This window comes from Rossellomorea sp. KS-H15a, from assembly GCF_024195245.1.
Taxonomy (GTDB): Bacteria; Bacillota; Bacilli; order Bacillales; family Bacillaceae_B; genus Rossellomorea; species Rossellomorea vietnamensis.
In genome coordinates this window covers 2,632,915-2,650,151 of record NZ_CP096886.1, presented here as the reverse complement: position 1 = coordinate 2,650,151, position 17,237 = coordinate 2,632,915, and the positions used below count along the sequence as shown (strand labels likewise).

The following is a 17,237-nucleotide window of genomic DNA, read 5'->3' as shown; positions in this document are numbered from 1 at the left end:
CTCGTTATTGATCTATGGATAAGATTTCTTTCAATTCCTCTTCGGTTAAGGTCTGAACCACCTTTTCGTCAGGGTCCATGATATCCCTGATCAGGTTCCTCTTCTTATCCTGTAGCTCGTTCATCTTCTCTTCGATCGTTCCTTTGGCAATCAGCTTCAGCACTTTCACCGTATTTTCCTGTCCCATGCGATGTGCCCTGTCCGCTGCTTGTTCTTCTACAGCGGGATTCCACCATGTATCATATAGAATCACCGTATCGGCACTCGTTAAATTCAGCCCCGTTCCACCTGCCTTTAGAGAGATGAGAAAGAGATTCCGTTCCCCTTCATTAAATCGACTGCACATCTTAACCCTCTCTTCTGACGGAGTGGTTCCATTCAGGTAAAAGTAGGATTGTCCTTTGAGTGTCAGCTCTCTGCCGATCATCTCTAGCATTTTCGTAAATTGCGAAAAGACCAGGACCCTTCTGCCTGACAACCTGGACTCCTCCAACAACTCCATCAGCTCTAAGAATTTTGCTGATGAGCCATGATAACCATCTACAAATAATCCGGGATGGCAACAGATTTGTCTTAAACGGGTCAATCCGGCGAGAATTTTAATTTTGTTTTTTCTCAATGTATTCTTATCCAAATGCTTCATCGTATCGTGTTTCAGCTTGGCTAGGTATGCCGCATACAATTCTTTTTGCCGGGGCAGAAGCTCTGAATAATGGGTAATTTCTACTTTTCCGGGAAGTTCAGATAACACGTCTTCTTTCATTCTGCGAAGAACGAATGGTTTGATTCTTTTCGCTATATCTTTTCTTGTTAAGCGGCTGTAATCCTTAAGTCCTTTGAATAATCCCGGAAATACAACGTGGAAGATGGACCATAATTCTTCAAGTGAATTCTCTACAGGTGTTCCGGACAAGGCGAAGCGATTATTCGCTTCTATCTTCTTCACACTTCTTGCCGTTTGGGTGAGTGGATTTTTGAAAGCCTGTGCCTCATCAAAAAAGACCGTATGGAATTTCTGTCGTTCATACCACATACTGTCGCTTCGCAGTAAAGGATAGGAAGTGATGATGACATCCGCATCCCTCATACCTTTCTGTTTCTTCTTTCGTACAGCCTGGTTACCGTCCATGATGAGGACATTGACCTCGGGGGCAAATTTCCCACATTCGCTTTTCCAATTATATGTCAGGGAAGAGGGACAGACAATCAGGGCCGGAAGCTTCTTTTCCCTGATTTCTTCAAGTACCGATACGATAAACGTGATGCTCTGAACCGTTTTCCCAAGCCCCATATCATCAGCCAGGATTCCGCCCAACCCATATTCGGAAAGAGTCTTCATCCATCGAAAGCCTGTCTTCTGGTAGTTTCTCAGCCGCTCGTCTAATAGGGGTGGCACCGAAATCTCCCGGCTGTCGGGGTTCATAAGCTGCCCGTACAATTCCTGGAAGGAATGTTCAAAAGTAAAGGAATGCCCCCCATCAACCGTATCCAGCAGGTGTAGGCTTTGATGCAATGGTTGCTCGAGCCCTTTCACGAGATCATTCTTCTCTGCTTGTGACGTATGCATGAAGCGCTGAATATCTTGAAATTCCTTTGATTCCAGTGACAAGAGTGAGCCGTTTCGCATCCTGTAATACTTCCGCTTTTCTTCCAATGCCCCGAGGATCTCCATTATCTGTCTATCCGGGATGCCATCCATTTCAAAAGTGAATTCCAGCCAGTTCATTCGTTCCTTTTTTACTTTGACTCTTATTTTTGGATGATGATTCCCTCTGGAAATCCTGTTTCTTACAGCGGTTGTGGCATATATTTGAACATCCTTTTGAAGCTTCGTCACTCCATAGGTTAAAAACTCATATTCCAAATCTTCATTGTGTAAGAAGTAACCACCTTCTGTTTTCCCGAAAGAAAACTCGTCCATCCATTCAAGAATGGTATTTTCTTTCTCTACATTTCGTATGAGAAGGGAACCTGATGGCGCTTCCCGATTTTCCAGGGGATGAATAACAATTTGATCATAATGGAATTCAAGTCCGGCTAACAATCGGTTCTTTACCCGATCGAGATAAAGCTTTGCAACAAGCGGAGCCGATTCCAACCTTTCCGCAATGTCCTCTGATATTTGAACTTCCCCTAATTTCTTCAATCCCACAGCCACTTTTTCAAGGAAAAAGCCGATCTGTTCCGGGGAAATCGGGATGAACCGTGACCCTGAATGGCCTAACAATCTCTTTAATTCAGTAAGTCTTTTCACCTCCATACTATCAAGCTGCGTAAAAACACCATCATGAATGACGGTTTGATATTCTTCCAAAATCGTCATATTATCCAGTCCGGAAATGTATAACCTGTAACCGCCAGCTTCGGCATGCTTAAAGTGGAATTGTATTGGAAGAGGCACTCCCCCTTGTTTAAACCCTTCATGGATTCTTGCGTCATGTTTCACTTTAACGTCTTTGGCATGTTTGAGTAGTGGAGAGAGGTTATCCCATGACCCTGGAGGGATAAGCAAATAGCCATCATCGTTTTTAATCCCTGAACCCTTTGACACCTTCACAAGATATTGAATGACAGCTGCTGTATCAGCCTCAAAACAGTGAAACTCGGGATTAAATATGAATGATCCTGAAACATGAAAGGGTTTTCCTTCATTAATATGTTCCAAAAAGTACCGAATCGGTTTTAGCTTATTTCCATCTATCGTACATTCAATTCCAAGCATGTCTCCCCCATCTTGGGTAGACGTTGGATGAATCAGAAATTCACATGGGACAATCTGTCTGTTTTCAAAATGACGAAGCTTAGCCGGGGAACGGAAGGATTCCTCTTGGAACAATGTGAAAAATTCCTCTGTGACGCCTTCGTCATTCCTTTTCATCTTTCGCTCTTCATTTTCCATTTTCAAAAGCACAGCAGCTATATGCTGACAATCCTTATCAAATGATGCAAGCTTGGGGCAGCTGCAACTGGCTTCGATTTCACCTTTTGAATCCTCTTGAATGGTAACGTGAAATTCTTCTTCCCCCATTACAGTCCCTCGACAATAATGTCCCGAATATTTGTCTAATGTTACCTTATTGGAGCGGTAATACGCCTCTCCCCGTTTGAAGGAAATAGTACCGCAGCGTTCTTTTATGAGTTTTTGATGTATATTCTTCAAGGATCTGATTCCTTCCATGAATATGTATAGTAATGACCGATTCATTTTTTTGTGTTCAACATTCTAATGATAACAACAATTTTCGGATTTAGAAACATCCTGAGAGGATTAGTATTTTCATAGAAACGTATAATGAAGGATAAAGCGACATAGAATATAAGGGAAACAGAAAAAAAATCCGCACTATGAGGCCAGTCATAGTCCGGAAAATGTTCATGTCTTTTTCTACTTATCAATGTGGTTCAGTAAAGAAATGAAGAAGCTGCCGGCTTGAAAAATGAGCATGAAAATGAAATATTCTTCCATCCTTTTCACCTCCTGTTGAGGGAAGAAATTTGTCCCCACTTGATATCTATGTAAGATTGACTCAGTTCATGCGTTTTTTTGTTGTGAATTGGATATTCTGATAGGGGAAAACGAAATCCCGGATGATCATTCAATGATTATCCGGGATTTTGTATGAAAGTTTCGCTTACATGATATTTTCTATTGCATACCCACACTTTTTTATGTAAATTAGTCAGGTATGTTTAATAGGAGGTATCATCATGAATCACACACAAACCACTCAACGGGTTCAGATTACGACAGCTGATCCATCTGCCCTTGGACTTTTCGGACTGGCCATGGTCACCCTTGTAGCTTCTTCTGCAAAACTCGGATGGACTGACGGCGTGTCGTTCGTCTTGCCTTGGGCGATTTTCCTCGGAGGCATTGCCCAATTGATGGCAAGCTTTGGAGATGCAAAGCACAATAATACATTCGGTATGACGGCATTCGGTGCGTTCGGATTATTCTGGCTGGGGGTTGGGACTTCCTGGTTGATTTCATTCGGGGTATTCGGAGAAGCCGCGGCGGCTGCAGTAGATCCAAGTCAGCTCGGCATAGCCTATATAGGCTATCTAATATTCAGTATCTTCATGACAGTTGGTGCCATGGAGACTCATAAGGTCTTATTCATCATTTTTGTCCTGATCGATTTCTTATTCATCGGCCTTTCCCTGTCTACACTGGGAGTCGCTCCTGAAGCTACGCACAAATTAGCAGCGATCTCTGAACTGTTCATTGCCCTTTTCAGCTTTTACGGTTCAGCTGCAAGTGTGTTGAATACACACTTCGGGAAAGAAACGCTTCCTGTAGGAAAGCCATTCGGAATTTTTAAATAAGCACAAAGAAGAGAGAGATGAGCGACTCATCTCTCTCTTCTTCATTAGGGATCAGAATCATGTACAGTGTTTTTGTTATCTTGCCAGTCCTCTCTCAAATGCAGCTAAATGGTTCTGTGAAGCATTTCTCAATTGTGTGAAGACGATCCTCACATCCTGAGGCAGATTAAACGTCAAAAACCGATCATACATACCGATATTATCAATCTCCCCTTGAACCCCTGCTGCATATGCACTTTTTAATGAATCCGGAGTGGTTGTGTACGATTGGGATTGATCTTCAGGCAGCGGCAATCCGTAGCGTTGGAACAAAGTCTGCAACGCGGTAATATGGCGCAACTCTGCTTCTTTGACCTGTAAAAAAGTGCGGACATTCCCAAAATTCTCTAAGATCCGATCGTATCTTGCCTGGGCAAGGTATTCGTCCTGCATGGCATAATTGAGCATCTGGGGAACTGAAAGGGAAGCAGCAGCAAGTGCTCCTTTTGCCCCGTAGTCCACTTGTCTCGATGCACCCCTGCTGCCTTTATTCTGCATGGCATAATATAAAAACCATACGGCGTGATTCTGTTCATCAACAGCTGCACGACGAAATGTCTCTTTTATAAAGGCATCCTGTACACCATCCGAAACGCTATAATAAAAATCCACCGTATCCTGCTCATCCCGAAAGGCAAAATCCAATCCCTTTTTATACGAGTTGGGACAACCTTCCTGCAATTGAGGACTGGACTCCATCCCTGTCAAATTTCTATAGATGTCAGTGAATGACTTCAAATGTCTTTTTTCGTCCTTACGAATTTCAAGGATCCGTTTTCTTTCATCCTCTGTAGGGGCCAATTTCGCAAGTTTTTCATAACAAATAATGGCGCTATATTCACCATTGATGGCTTTTTGAAGACTTGACTCCAAAGATTGATTCCCTGGTGTACGGGAATAGCCATCAAGATAAAAAGGTTTAAATTGACGGTAAAATTGATATGGGTTCATTCTAAATAACACCTCTTTTATTCAGTCAATACCTATGATATGACTGAATGAAAAATGGGTGTCTGTGTAATTCAATCTTTCCTTTTACAATGAACAGATTTGTATGTTTCCATAAGATCTTCCACTGATATGCCATTGATCTTCATACGGGTTACATCACAGTTTGAAATTTCAACATGGTTCAAGTTGCAGTTATCAAACTTACTGCCATGAAAGTCGCATCGTTCAAACCTGATGTGCTCGTTCTTTTCGCCGAGGTTTGTGTCATGAACGTGTACGCCCCCCAGTGTGACATGAGCCATTTCACTTTGAGACAAATTAAGGTCTGCAATCAACGCTTTTTGAAGATTGATATTTTGAAATCGGGACTCACTGAGATTGCAATTGTTGAACCCGGCACCCATCAAGTTGCTGTTGCTATAAGTGGAAAAACTTCCATTGATCCCATAGAAATCGGTTTCTTTCATATTACTGTATTCCACCTGTAGTCCAGAAAGGTCCCCGTCGTTTAATATATCACCATGAATGGTGATCTCCCTTGACTCACCACCCACAAAGGCCCCTTCTTTCATTTTTTTCTCATAGCAGAATTCATTATCCGTTTCATAGATCTTCTTGTAACCCATTTTTTCATAAAAACGGTGATTATTCAGTTGTCGACTTGAGGTCTCAAGCTCCCATGTCATCACTTCTGGATACTCAGTTTCCATACATTTCATCACCATAGTGCCGATTCCTTTTCCTTGGAATAAGGGATCAACGAATATCCGGTCGATTCTGCCGTGGCGTTTACCGACCACTGTTAGAATCAATCCTCCTACAAGCATCCCTTCATAAAGGACCTTGAAATAATTCAATTCCCTGATCATGTACTTAGTCATTTCGATTGAATCGTAGCCTGGCGGCTGGATATTGTGATCCACGATATCTTCCTGATCCCCTAGCCACTTTTCTTTTTCTGAGTCGAAAACGTCTTTTTTTAGACCGGTAAGGATTAAAGCATCTTCTATATTAGCCTTTTCTATTTTAACAGTGCCCATTGTGGTTCTCCTTTTTATCAATTGAAATAGCTTTCTATCAATTTCATAATGGCGAAAGCACCTGAGCTCTCGTTTGAGAGAATGACTGTCTTTATATTCTCTTCCGGATAATAGGCAGAATGGAAGCTCACCCCGGGGTCATACCCCATTACGTGATGCTTATGGGGTAGATTCAACCACATTCCATACCCGTAGTTCACCCCTTCTTTGACTCTAACATGAGGTTTAGAAATGAGCCTAGTACTCTCTTCATTAAGGAGCTTATTTGTTAAAAGAGCTTCCCAGAACGAAAGCATATCAGGACCTGTGACATATGCCCCGCCGTCCGCCCCACCCTGGATCGGAATGGAATACATATTGGTTCTCCATGAGCTGTCTGGCTCATCAATGTACCCATAAGCCGTATTCTCAGGTAATCGATCCAGACGAAAATACCCAGATGTATTCATATTCGCCGGTTCAAAGATATACTTATTGATGTACTCTTGCACCGTCATCCCAGAAAGCTTCTCGATCATCAACCCCAGAATGATGTAACCCGCATTGTTATAATGAAACCTTTCTCCCGGAGAAAATTTCATAAGGCCACCTTGAAAGAGGGGCAGATAATCTTCCCCTTTTCTCATTAAGTACATCGGGGTTTGCTTCCACAAGTCTTCAAAATCATCCATCACTTCCTCATCAAAATAATCAGGAATTCCAGAGGTATGGGTAAGTAAATGATGGATGGTCACATTGCCATCAAAATGTGGAAAAGCACCTTCAAAATATTCTTTTACTGGTGTATGAAATGAAACTTCTCCCTTTTCTATAAGTTGACAGATGGCTACAGCAGTAAACAATTTACACCCCGATGCAATTCCAAATCGTGTATTTGTGGTGTTTTTTCTTCCTTCGTTGCGATCTGCAAACCCGAATGCCGATTCTAAGAGACTCTCCCTGTCCCGCTTTACCATAACCGTTCCGGAAAATTGCTCCGTTTCTGCATGTTCTTTGATCAAGTTATGTAGTTCATTCATCGTAAACACCCATTCTATCATTTGTTTATATGGAAAATTATAGCACAAAAGACTAGTCACGAAGAGTCCCCATGACTCCCCATGACCACGTTGCTGGCTTCAGTCTAATTATTTTATCTTATTTTTCGTTTTGCACTTTTACCCTTATGAACCTTCTCTTCCCTACTTGCAGAACCATGCCATCTTTCATTTCCACGTTTGACTGCACATCCAGAACCTTTTCTGAATTGATCCTGATTCCTCCATTTAGGATCATACGGCGTGCCTCACTTTTAGAGCTTTGCATATTTAAGGCTACAAGAAGATCGACTACGGAAACATTCTTTTCACCCGTCCATTCCTCCTCAAAAATATCTTTAGGAAGTGCCCCCTTTTGAAAGACCTCCTTAAATTGGTTCTCTGCCAGTTCCGCTGCATCTATTCCGTGATACATCCTGACAATCGTTTTCCCTAGAAGGACTTTGGCATCCCTCGGGTGAAGGGCACCATTCTTTATTTCAAGAGCTAACCTCTCCTTTTCTTCTAACGATAAATCGGTGATCAAATCGAAGTATTTTGTTATCAGCTCATCAGGGATCGACATAGTCTTTCCAAACATTTGATTGTGATCTTCATCAATTCCGATGTAATTATGTTTCGATTTTGACATTTTCTCAACCCCGTCAAGCCCTTCAAGTAATGGCAGTAATATGACCACTTGTTTTTCCTGGTTGTAATGCTCCTGAAGATGTCTCCCCATCAGGACATTGAACTGCTGATCCGTGCCTCCAAGCTCCACATCACTCTCAAGGGCGACGGAATCATAACCCTGCATCAAAGGGTAGAACAGCTCGTGAAGTGAAATCGGTTTCTTTTCTGCTAACCGTTTGGAGAAATCGTTTCGCTCAATCAACCGTGCGACTGTGATCTTTGAAGATAAGTGCATCACATCTTCAAGGTTCAAAGATGATAGCCAGCTTGAATTGTAGTGAAGCTCAACTTTTTCCTTGTCCAGTACCTTTCCGAATTGTTCAAAATATGTCTTTCCATTTCTTTTCACTTCTTCATCCGTCAACTGCTTCCTTGCAACTGATTTCCCTGTGGGATCACCGATTTTCCCAGTAAAATCTCCGATAATCAGCTGGACGATATGACCGTTTTCCTGAAACTGTCTTAACTTATTCAGTACCACTGTATGTCCGATGTGAACGTCCGGAGCAGTTGGATCCAGCCCCAGTTTGATTTTTAAAGGATGCCCAGTGGAGATTGATTTCACCAGTTTGTGTTTCAACTCTGCTTCTGGAATGATTTCATGCACTCCATTTTTATATTGCAGGAGCTGCCTTTCGACTTCTTGCTGCTGAGCTTTTGAAAGAGATTCCCATTTCTGATCCATGATTGGTCCTCCTTGATTGATGATAGAGATAAGTAGATTTTTGGATTTATCCGATAAATCAACTGATCTACTCCCTCCATTTCATAATGTTTTACGTCATAAACAAAAAACCACGCCCCTTAATAAAGGGACGTGGTTTACGCGGTACCACCCTCATTGAAGATCTCTCTTCCACTCGATTCGGATAACGGACCGGCCGTTCTCTGCTACTTTTGTGTTCACAAAGAATGTTCAAGGAGGTAATTCGCGCTTATCTGTGTGCTGATTTCCACCAAGCATCAGCTCTCTAAGACAGGGAGATAAGTCACTACTGATTCCTATCATGACATGTATGATTTAGAATTTTCATTTATTTTACAGAAAAAAGGTGATCATTACAATAGAATTCTTCTGTTTATTTCACAATTCCCATTACAAACCCATCATACCCCTTCGAGCCGACTGTTTGAACGACTGTTGAATCGATCCTGTCTTCTTGAGACAACATTTCGGCAAATGACCTGACACCTTGAACGCTTTCATCTTCACTGTTTTCGTCAATCACCCTTCCGCCTCGAACCACATTATCTGTAATGATGACCGCCCCAGCCTGGGCCAGTTGAAGTGCCCACTTTAAATAATTGGCATTGTTTTGTTTATCGGCGTCTATGAAAATGAAATCAAATGGACCTTCGAGAGACGGCAGGGTATCAAGAGCCGCACCCACTTTGATTTCCACCTTTTCTTCTACCCCCGCATTACGAATATTTCGTGCGGCAACCTTTGCGTGTGTTTCACTGAACTCAAGGGTAACCAGACGTCCATCTTCTGGGAGGGCCCTGGCAAGCCAAATCGTACTGTACCCACCCAGGGTCCCTATTTCAAGAATGCTTTTTGCTCCTTTAAGCTGGGCAAGTAAGGAAAGGAACTTCCCCTGATTCGGAGAGACATCGATTGCAGGAAGTCCGGCTTCACTATTTTCTTTCAAAACAGACTCCATAATGGAATCCGATTTTTGTAGTTTACTAGCATAATATTGATCGACTTGAGTCCAAGTATTGGTTGACATGAATTTCTTCACTCCTTAAAAAATACTCTTGTCATCATAGCATAATTTTCCATATTTACATATCCTTAATCTGTCAATTGAGTGACATGTTCATTCTTTTTTTCTTGAAAGACAAAATTCTCTATTCCTCTAATATTAGTCTTTAAGATGTACACCCCACCAGCATGTGGATATTCATTCAGTTGTTCATCCGTCATTCGCGTCCTTGCCGTGGTAATATACATTTCGTTTAGTTCCGGTCCACCGAATGCACAGGACGTTACATTCACAGCGGGAACTGCAATGAATTCAAGTTGCTTCCCGTTATAGGGATTCCATCTCGATATCCCCTTACCACCCCAATGGGCAATCCAAAGCATTCCATCCTCATCGATGGTCATGCCATCCGGAAATCCAGCACCTTCAGGAAAGTGTATGACTACCTCCGGGCATTCGATATGCCCCGTAGTTACATCGTATCGATATTGAACGACTTGTTTAGTCGGGGTATCGATGAAATACATAAATCGGTTGCATGGTGACCAAGCCAAACCGTTGGAAGTTCCCACGTTTTCAACCTTTTTCGTTGTTCGTAAATGTGAACCTAGAGCGTATAAAGCACCCTTTCCGTTAACTCCTCCTAGTGTATCCGTCGTTCCTGCCCAAAACCTTCCTGCAGGATCGCATTTTCCATCATTGAATCGATTTTCTTCCAAGTGACTTTCAGGGTCTCCTACTTTCTCTAGAAGACCTGACTTCCAGTTAAAAAAATAGATGCCTTGTTGAAGACCAAGGATTAAACGTCCCCTGTCAGTAAGAGAAAGACAGCCGACAAATTGATCCATTTTAACTGATTGTAATTTTCTATCCATTGGGTTGAATTTTAATATTTGTTTCTCCATGATATCCACCCAATATAGTAAATTTTTATTTGTATCCCAACAGGGACTCTCTCCTAAAGTGTTTTTTGAATCAACAAACAATTTAACTGACATAGATAATCTCCTTTATAAGAATAGTTTCCCTGTACCTACTTCTAGGAAGGGCCAGGAATCCCCTTCCATTTAATAAATGTGATTGATTAGACAGGCATTTCTAAATCAATTGAAAGCTGAATTCTCTAATTGAAACAATCAAATTCGGGAATAGTAAGAAAAACTTGTCTTGGAGGGTTCTTTCTTGGAAACAAATGAACAGGGTTTGACTATTTTTGCACTGGGTGGATTGAATGAAATTGGAAAAAACATGTATGTAGTGAAATATGGTGATGATATCGTCATCATTGACTGCGGGGGTAAGTTCCCCGATGAGAGTCTCTTAGGAATCGATTTAATTATTCCCGACGTTTCCTATCTTGAGAAAAACAAAGACAAAATCCGGGGTCTCATTGTCACGCATGGGCATGAGGATCATATTGGAGGGATTCCCTACCTTCTCAAAAAAATCAACATCCCTATTTATGCTACTCATTTCACACTGGGATTAATCCAATTAAAGTTAGAAGAGCATAAGCTCGTCCGGGATACAAAACTTTTAACGATTGATGCTGAGAGTTCAATCAATTTGGGATCCATCGATGTTTCTTTCTTCAAGGTCAGTCACAGCATACCCGATTGTCTGGGAATTGTCTTTCATACGCCGGAAGGAAAGGTCGTTCATACAGGAGACTTTAAATTTGATCTAACTCCTGCCAATCACCAATATGCAGATATTCATAAAATGGCACGGATTGGAGATGAAGGTGTCCTGGTACTGCTTTCTGAAAGCACCAATGCAGAACGGAGCGGGTTTACACCATCAGAACATATGGTAGGTAACCATATGGATGAAGCATTCTTTAAAGCGCGTGGCAAGATCTTCGTTTCCACTTTTGCTTCCAATGTGAATCGTGTACAGCAAGTGGTGGACTCTTCCGTCAAGACGAATCGGAAGCTGGCGTTATTAGGTCGAAGCATGATTAATGTAGTATCTGTTGCAATGGATCGGGGGTATTTGACGGTTCCTGAGGGCATGCTGATTGATGCAGGTGAAATCGATGCGTTACCTCCAGAAAAAGTAGCCATTTTATGTACAGGGAGTCAAGGGGAAGCCATGGCTGCCCTCGGCCGATTATCGACTGGAAACTTCCGTGGAGTATCCATCTATCCCGGTGATACGGTCATCCTTGCAGCTTCACCCATACCCGGTAACGAGAAAGACGTTTCCCGCATCATTGATAACCTGTTTCAACTCGGTGCCCACGTTGTTTATGGGAGTGGAAGCTCAACAGGGATGCATGTTTCCGGTCATGGTTATCAGGAAGATTTAAAGCTCATGCTGACACTGATGAAACCAACTTACTTTATCCCCATTCACGGGGAATATCGAATGCTCCACCATCATCGTTTACTTGCTGAATCGGTGGGCGTGGAGAATGGGAATACATTTATCATCAAAAACGGGGAAGCCGTTGATATTAAAAATTCCATCGCTCGTCAAACCCGATCTCATCAAGCGGGTGATACCTATGTGGACGGCTTGAGTGTTGGAGATATTGGTTCGATTGTCCTGCGCGATCGCAAGCAGCTTTCAGAAGATGGGATGCTGATAATCGTCGTAACCCTCAGTAAATCTGATCATACCATTATCTCCGGTCCAGATACGATTTCAAGGGGATTTGTATTTGTTCGTGATTCAGAAGAACTCCTTAAAGATATTAACCTTTTAGTAAAAAAAGTAGTAGATGAATTGACTGAAGCGAATATTCGGGATTGGAAAGAAATGAAACAAGCAATCAAAAAAGACGTTGGTCAATTTTTATTCAAGCAGTTAAGAAGAAAGCCTGTACTACTGCCAATCATTATTGAGATTTAGTGAAGATGCATATTTATCATAATAAAAGCACCCAGCTCATGCCGGGTGCTTCTCAAACCATTATTTTTCTACTTTAGTTCCCTCATAAATCTTCACGTCTAACGGAGCCGCTAAATACTCAGGTGCCCTTCCAACGAATGAAGTGAAATGTTCGCTGGAATTATGGCTCTCAACAGCAGATGGATCTTTCCAAACCTCTACCATCGTATACACACTTTCTCTCTCCGTATCCTTCATTAAATCATAAGAAATATTGCCTTCCTCCGCCCTGGATGAAGCTACCAGAGGGCGGATCTCTTCTAAAAATGCCTGTTCTTTCACTGGATTGATCTGAAATTCTGCATGTATAATAATCATGTCTATTCTCCTCGTTGATTTATTTCCATTCCGCAATGGATTCGATTGGTAATCTGACTGATTTGTACCCCGCATCGGCAGCTTTCCCGATGGAAATCAGCATGACCGGATAATAACGTTCTTTGTCCATACCATAAGCTTCTGCAATTTGATCTTTTTCATATCCACCTATCGGATTGGTATCATATCCGTGGGCACGTGCAGCAAGCATCAATTGCATGGATACTAATCCTGCATCAATAAGATTCATTTCCCTGAACTGATCTCGAGGCATCGTTTCAAGTAAACCTTTAATGGCTGGCAGCTGTCTGTCTCTAACTTCTGCAGGCATTAGTCCTTCTTCAACAGCTTTGTTGTATATTTCATCCGCATAGTCGAGGCTGTTCATATCAACAAATACAGCGATGACTGCAGAAGATGTTTTCACCTGGGTTTGGTTGAATTTGGCAAGTGGTGCAAGGGTTGCTTTTCCTTCTGCACTGTCGATGACAACAAAACGCCAGGGCTGCAGGTTAACAGAAGACGGTGCAAGAGTAGCCTCCGTAAGAATTTCTGTCATTTCTTCTTTGCTGATTTTCACAGATGGGTCATAGTTTCGGATGGAACGGCGACCTGTGATAATTTCATTGAAATCATTGATTTTTGTTGTATTCATGATGCATTCTCCTTCATGTGTTTTTATTTAGTATTCGATGTCTTGTACATTATCCTGAATTCGATTCAGCATTCCCGATAAAATCGAACGTTCTTCTTCGGTAAATGTCTTGAAGACTTTAGAGATGAAAATCTCTTTCTCTTCCCTGTAAGCTTCAATTTTCATTCTTCCTTCTTCTGTCAGTCGAACATAAGTAAAACGGTTATCCGCAGGATTCTTACGACGGGAAACCATTCCTTTTCCTTCAAGCTGTTTCAAGTGCCTGGTCACGGCGGCACTGTCAATATTCACTTCCCGCTGAAGGGCGGTCTGACTGATCTCTTCCACTTCAAACAGTCTGTGCAGCAGGTCCAGGCGCGATTGACTGATACCTGTACAGCGCTCAAACTTCGGACTCATTTGCTTATATATATCATTGAGTTGAACAATGATCTTCTCTTCCTCACGGCACGAGTTGGACAAAGCATCCTCCTCCTTTTAAATAATTGACAGGTCAATTGTTGACCCATCAATTAATATAATATATTTCATCCTGATAGTCAATCATTTGGTTTCCGACGTAATAAAAGCCGGCTAAAAGGATTTCTCCTGAGCCAGCTTACTTCGTTCCTATAGTAATGTCATTATATACTAATGTCAATTCCTTCAACTTCCTAATGATTTCCTCTTCATAATCACCTGTAAGAGGGATTTGTTCATCGGCAAAGCTCGAAAGTCCTTCATGGTACCCTATCATGACAGAATGTTTTGCTTTTTGGAACATATTGATGTCATTGGCATCATTACCAAATGCAATAAAATCTCCTTCATCCACTCCAAATTCCGAAAGCGCACTCCATTTATGAATATTGGAAGGGCTGATATCCACTACGTTTTCATTCGTATGTAAGTTTACGACAATATCCAAGTCTTGCAATTCATCAATTAATCCCTGAAAGTTAGATGCTGATAACAATAATATCTTCACTATTGAATTCAGTGAAGCGACTGGATACCTTTGTGCAAGATTGTCGGGATCAAGGAAATCAAGGATTGGATGATCGGCTGGACCTGTATAAGCATAATCCCACTCGCTATCGATTAAATAGGTTGCCTTATATTGATGGATGAGGTCATGGATCCTCTTAAGGTCTTTTTCATGAAAAGAAGTTGCATGAATCACTTTACCATTATGATAAAGAAGAGAACCGTTCCCACCAATTAAAGGAAAGGAGTGCAATCTCCCATCCATCACAGGGAGCATATCCCGAATCGGTCTGGCAGATGCAAATAATACTTCGTGGCCATTCGATTTCAGCTCCAGTAAACATTGGACGATTTTTGTTGAAATCGGCTTCCCTTTAAAGCAAATCGTTCCATCTAGGTCAAATACAAATTTCAAAATGAACACCCTCTCATAATATGTATGATTTTACCATATAAGATAAAAGCGAGGAACCATTTCATAAAAAAAAGACTTACTCCTTTGGTAAGTCCAATGCCTGATACGCAGCCTGAAATTTCCCACCATCCGCAACTTCCGAATGATACAGGGCTTTAAGGGCAAATGTTCTCTCTAAATTCATTTCTTCCATCAATACTTTCAATCTTCCTTGTAATTCTTTATTGTCCCTGACTAACAGTTTCATTTGTGATTTCATATATCTCATAAGGCTTTTATTCCCCTTTTCAAAATGCTCATTCCATCAAGTATATCACTTATGTCCATAGTACTAAAGGGATTTCTGTTTGAGCACCCATTTGTGAACCTTCCTATTCTAAACGATTCTCTGATTCAAGAAATAGCCCAGTCACAATGACCCCTACCCCATTCAATGCAAATAAAGCACCATAAATCATCATGAGCATTCCTGTCCCAAAACCATATGGATCAAAAGGACTCACCGATAAACCGGTCAAGAAAAAAACCACAGGTGTGAACATTATACAGATGATTCCTGACCAAATTCTTTTCTTTTTATTTTTACCTGAAATCTTCATAACCATCATGTTGGTCAGGGCTAAGATGACCATAATGATTACAACTAAGAGAAACAAAACACCCCAGTCAGACAACCTATTTCCCCCTCATGATTTTAATGATATGCCATAATATAAATATATTAAAAAAACCTTTCTGCCTGTTCTTATCTTCTAATACGAAGAAACAGACAAAAGGTTTCAAATTATTCTAAATTTATCATTTATTGGAAATACCACTAATGAAGTATTTTCCTAGATATACACCGCTTGCCGCTGCCTGGGACAGGGAATGAGTTTCTCCTGAACAATCACCAACCAAAAATAGATTTGATATATCCGTTTCAAAATTCTCATCCGTCGGTAATTTAGGTTCATGAAATTTCGCATCCAATCCGTACAGAAGCGTATCGGGGTGGATCGGTTCCCCAATAAGAGTTTCCAGAGAACCTAAAAACTCAGTAAGGGCCATCCCATACAATTCCGGGACCTCTTCTCGCATATTTCCGCATTCCCCATCGAGGGACGGACCTATCAAATTCCCCTCCAACGATTCAGTACGTCTTTGGAGTTTAAAGTCCTCCAATCGCTGTACGACAATCCTCCCTCGTCCTTGATTGATTCCACCTATGATCTCCCCTGCATACTTCATTGCCTCATCATGGGATTGAAAATAACGTGGAACAAATAAACTGAAGTTCAGGTTCGCACTCGGTGTATCCTCTTCTCGAGCATTTTGTCCATCCGGCATCACTAATCCATGCTGGTGCTTCCGGATAATCCTCCCATGTGGATTCATACAGTAAGTTGTGGCACTGAATGTGTCCCTTTCGATTTGCAGCTTTGTTTCAAAGGTGTCCTGTAGAATGGATTGAAGCTGATCACCTTTCATTTCCACGCGAATCCCCATATCCAGGCGCGTCTTTCCCGGAAAAAGGCCAAGTGATGCTGCTTGTTCCTTAAGCCATTTGCTTCCACTCATGCCCGTACCGATCACCAATTTTTCTGTGGTGAAAGGACCGCTTGTCGATGTTAAGTGAAAGGTCCCGCCCTTTTTAGAAATGGTCTCGACACGTGTTTCAAAACTGAAAGTAACACGGGTTTTTAGTACTTTATACATCTTCTCGAAAATCTCGCTCGAAAGAAGGGTTCCCAAATGACGGACCTCCGTGGAAAGAACCTTCAAGCCCGCCTCACTGCCTCTACTTGAAAGCTCTTCATTTCTCGTACTATAGGAGTGTATGCTATCACCTCCAAATTCACAGAGAATATTGTCTACTTCCCTCATCAAATCAAGAGTGTTTTGCGGTCCGATTTTCCTGCCAAGTTCCCCGCCAAAATCATTCGTATAATTAAATTTGCCCTCGGATTTTCCAAGACCTGCAAACCCTATGTATTTACTGCACACTCCTTCACAGGTACAGGTTCCTTCCTCATCTAAACCGCATGTACGTTCACTCAGTTCCTTCCCGAGATCAATCATGTGGATGGAAACATGTTCATTTTGGTTCATCAAGGTATAAGCAAGAAAAATACTGCTTACTCCTGCACCGATGATGGTGATGTCATGGTGATTCGATTGCATCCCTTTTCCCCTTTCTGAGTTGCGTTATTTCATAATGAATAAAACCTTCAT

General features: G+C 41.7%; 16 protein-coding genes and 1 other annotated feature. Of the genes, 2 read left to right on the top strand and 14 right to left on the bottom strand.

The features are described from left to right. Positions 1-4: 4 nt before the first annotated feature. Complete coding sequence (locus tag M1J35_RS13430) at positions 5-3,028, bottom strand: SNF2 helicase associated domain-containing protein (RefSeq protein ID WP_371928670.1); 3,024 nt, start codon at positions 3,026-3,028, stop codon at positions 5-7. Between the two features lie 680 nt (positions 3,029-3,708). Here M1J35_RS13430 and M1J35_RS13425 point away from each other — a divergent pair. After that, complete coding sequence (locus M1J35_RS13425; protein WP_254651443.1) at positions 3,709-4,326, top strand: acetate uptake transporter; 618 nt, start codon at positions 3,709-3,711, stop codon at positions 4,324-4,326. Between the two features lie 75 nt (positions 4,327-4,401). Here the strand turns inward: M1J35_RS13425 and M1J35_RS13420 are convergent, their stop codons facing one another. From M1J35_RS13420 to M1J35_RS13395, 6 genes are all read right to left on the bottom strand, one after another. Continuing rightward, positions 4,402-5,316, bottom strand: a complete 915-nt coding sequence (locus M1J35_RS13420; RefSeq protein ID WP_254651442.1) for a ferritin family protein — start codon at positions 5,314-5,316, stop codon at positions 4,402-4,404. Between the two features lie 71 nt (positions 5,317-5,387). Then, positions 5,388-6,356, bottom strand: a complete 969-nt coding sequence (locus M1J35_RS13415) for a GNAT family N-acetyltransferase (RefSeq protein ID WP_254651441.1) — start codon at positions 6,354-6,356, stop codon at positions 5,388-5,390. A gap of 17 nt (positions 6,357-6,373) precedes the next feature. Then, positions 6,374-7,396 (bottom strand): serine hydrolase domain-containing protein, encoded by a 1,023-nt coding sequence (locus tag M1J35_RS13410; RefSeq protein WP_371928669.1) that lies wholly within the window; start codon positions 7,394-7,396, stop codon positions 6,374-6,376. 97 nt (positions 7,397-7,493) lie between these two features. Next, the gene (gene tyrS / locus M1J35_RS13405) at positions 7,494-8,750 is read right to left on the bottom strand and encodes a tyrosine--tRNA ligase (protein ID WP_254651439.1); all 1,257 of its coding nucleotides are present in this window, start codon (positions 8,748-8,750) and stop codon (positions 7,494-7,496) included. A 123-nt stretch (positions 8,751-8,873) separates the two neighbouring features. After that, positions 8,874-9,083, bottom strand: a binding site (T-box leader). A gap of 61 nt (positions 9,084-9,144) precedes the next feature. Beyond that, positions 9,145-9,798, bottom strand: coding sequence for an O-methyltransferase (locus M1J35_RS13400; RefSeq protein ID WP_254651438.1), 654 nt, complete (start codon positions 9,796-9,798; stop codon positions 9,145-9,147). A 65-nt stretch (positions 9,799-9,863) separates the two neighbouring features. Next, entirely contained in the window at positions 9,864-10,772 is a 909-nt protein-coding gene (locus M1J35_RS13395; RefSeq protein WP_254651437.1) for an SMP-30/gluconolactonase/LRE family protein, read from the bottom strand. 184 nt (positions 10,773-10,956) lie between these two features. On the opposite strand from M1J35_RS13395, the gene M1J35_RS13390 reads away from it, so the two are divergent. Then, the gene (locus tag M1J35_RS13390) at positions 10,957-12,630 is read left to right on the top strand and encodes a ribonuclease J (RefSeq protein ID WP_371928668.1); all 1,674 of its coding nucleotides are present in this window, start codon (positions 10,957-10,959) and stop codon (positions 12,628-12,630) included. A gap of 60 nt (positions 12,631-12,690) precedes the next feature. On the opposite strand, the gene M1J35_RS13385 is transcribed toward M1J35_RS13390, so the two are convergent. The 7 genes from M1J35_RS13385 to M1J35_RS13355 form a co-directional block, all read right to left on the bottom strand. Beyond that, positions 12,691-12,987, bottom strand: a complete 297-nt coding sequence (locus tag M1J35_RS13385; RefSeq protein WP_034759722.1) for a putative quinol monooxygenase — start codon at positions 12,985-12,987, stop codon at positions 12,691-12,693. Between the two features lie 19 nt (positions 12,988-13,006). After that, positions 13,007-13,642, bottom strand: coding sequence for a nitroreductase family protein (locus M1J35_RS13380; RefSeq protein ID WP_371928667.1), 636 nt, complete (start codon positions 13,640-13,642; stop codon positions 13,007-13,009). 27 nt (positions 13,643-13,669) lie between these two features. Beyond that, positions 13,670-14,104, bottom strand: a complete 435-nt coding sequence (locus M1J35_RS13375) for a MarR family winged helix-turn-helix transcriptional regulator (RefSeq protein WP_061810271.1) — start codon at positions 14,102-14,104, stop codon at positions 13,670-13,672. Positions 14,105-14,240: 136 nt separating this feature from the next. Then, complete coding sequence (locus M1J35_RS13370; protein WP_254651436.1) at positions 14,241-15,023, bottom strand: HAD-IIB family hydrolase; 783 nt, start codon at positions 15,021-15,023, stop codon at positions 14,241-14,243. A 76-nt stretch (positions 15,024-15,099) separates the two neighbouring features. Beyond that, on the bottom strand, positions 15,100-15,291 hold the full coding sequence (locus M1J35_RS13365; RefSeq protein ID WP_034759734.1) for a hypothetical protein: 192 nt from the start codon (positions 15,289-15,291) through the stop codon (positions 15,100-15,102). Between the two features lie 103 nt (positions 15,292-15,394). After that, a complete protein-coding gene (locus M1J35_RS13360) occupies positions 15,395-15,697 on the bottom strand; it encodes a hypothetical protein (RefSeq protein WP_254651435.1) in 303 nt (100 codons plus the stop codon). Between the two features lie 124 nt (positions 15,698-15,821). Next, positions 15,822-17,186 carry an NAD(FAD)-utilizing dehydrogenase gene (locus tag M1J35_RS13355; protein ID WP_254651434.1) on the bottom strand — a complete coding sequence of 455 codons (1,365 nt, stop codon included), beginning with the start codon at positions 17,184-17,186 and terminating at the stop codon, positions 15,822-15,824. Between the last annotated feature and the right edge of the window lie 51 nt (positions 17,187-17,237).

Excerpts from the sequence above, each read along its gene's own strand:
- M1J35_RS13365 (WP_034759734.1), bottom strand. The coding sequence starts at position 15,291 with ATGAGATATATGAAATCACAAATGAAACTGTTAGTCAGGGACAATAAA.
- M1J35_RS13425 (WP_254651443.1), top strand. The coding sequence starts at position 3,709 with ATGAATCACACACAAACCACTCAACGGGTTCAGATTACGACAGCTGAT.
- M1J35_RS13400 (WP_254651438.1), bottom strand. The coding sequence starts at position 9,798 with ATGTCAACCAATACTTGGACTCAAGTCGATCAATATTATGCTAGTAAA.
- tyrS (WP_254651439.1), bottom strand. The coding sequence starts at position 8,750 with ATGGATCAGAAATGGGAATCTCTTTCAAAAGCTCAGCAGCAAGAAGTC.
- M1J35_RS13355 (WP_254651434.1), bottom strand. The coding sequence starts at position 17,186 with ATGCAATCGAATCACCATGACATCACCATCATCGGTGCAGGAGTAAGC.
- M1J35_RS13420 (WP_254651442.1), bottom strand. The coding sequence starts at position 5,316 with ATGAACCCATATCAATTTTACCGTCAATTTAAACCTTTTTATCTTGAT.
- M1J35_RS13430 (WP_371928670.1), bottom strand. The coding sequence starts at position 3,028 with ATGGGGGAAGAAGAATTTCACGTTACCATTCAAGAGGATTCAAAAGGT.
- M1J35_RS13380 (WP_371928667.1), bottom strand. The coding sequence starts at position 13,642 with ATGAATACAACAAAAATCAATGATTTCAATGAAATTATCACAGGTCGC.
- M1J35_RS13410 (WP_371928669.1), bottom strand. The coding sequence starts at position 7,396 with ATGATAGAATGGGTGTTTACGATGAATGAACTACATAACTTGATCAAA.
- M1J35_RS13395 (WP_254651437.1), bottom strand. The coding sequence starts at position 10,772 with ATGTCAGTTAAATTGTTTGTTGATTCAAAAAACACTTTAGGAGAGAGT.
- M1J35_RS13415 (WP_254651441.1), bottom strand. The coding sequence starts at position 6,356 with ATGGGCACTGTTAAAATAGAAAAGGCTAATATAGAAGATGCTTTAATC.
- M1J35_RS13385 (WP_034759722.1), bottom strand. The coding sequence starts at position 12,987 with ATGATTATTATACATGCAGAATTTCAGATCAATCCAGTGAAAGAACAG.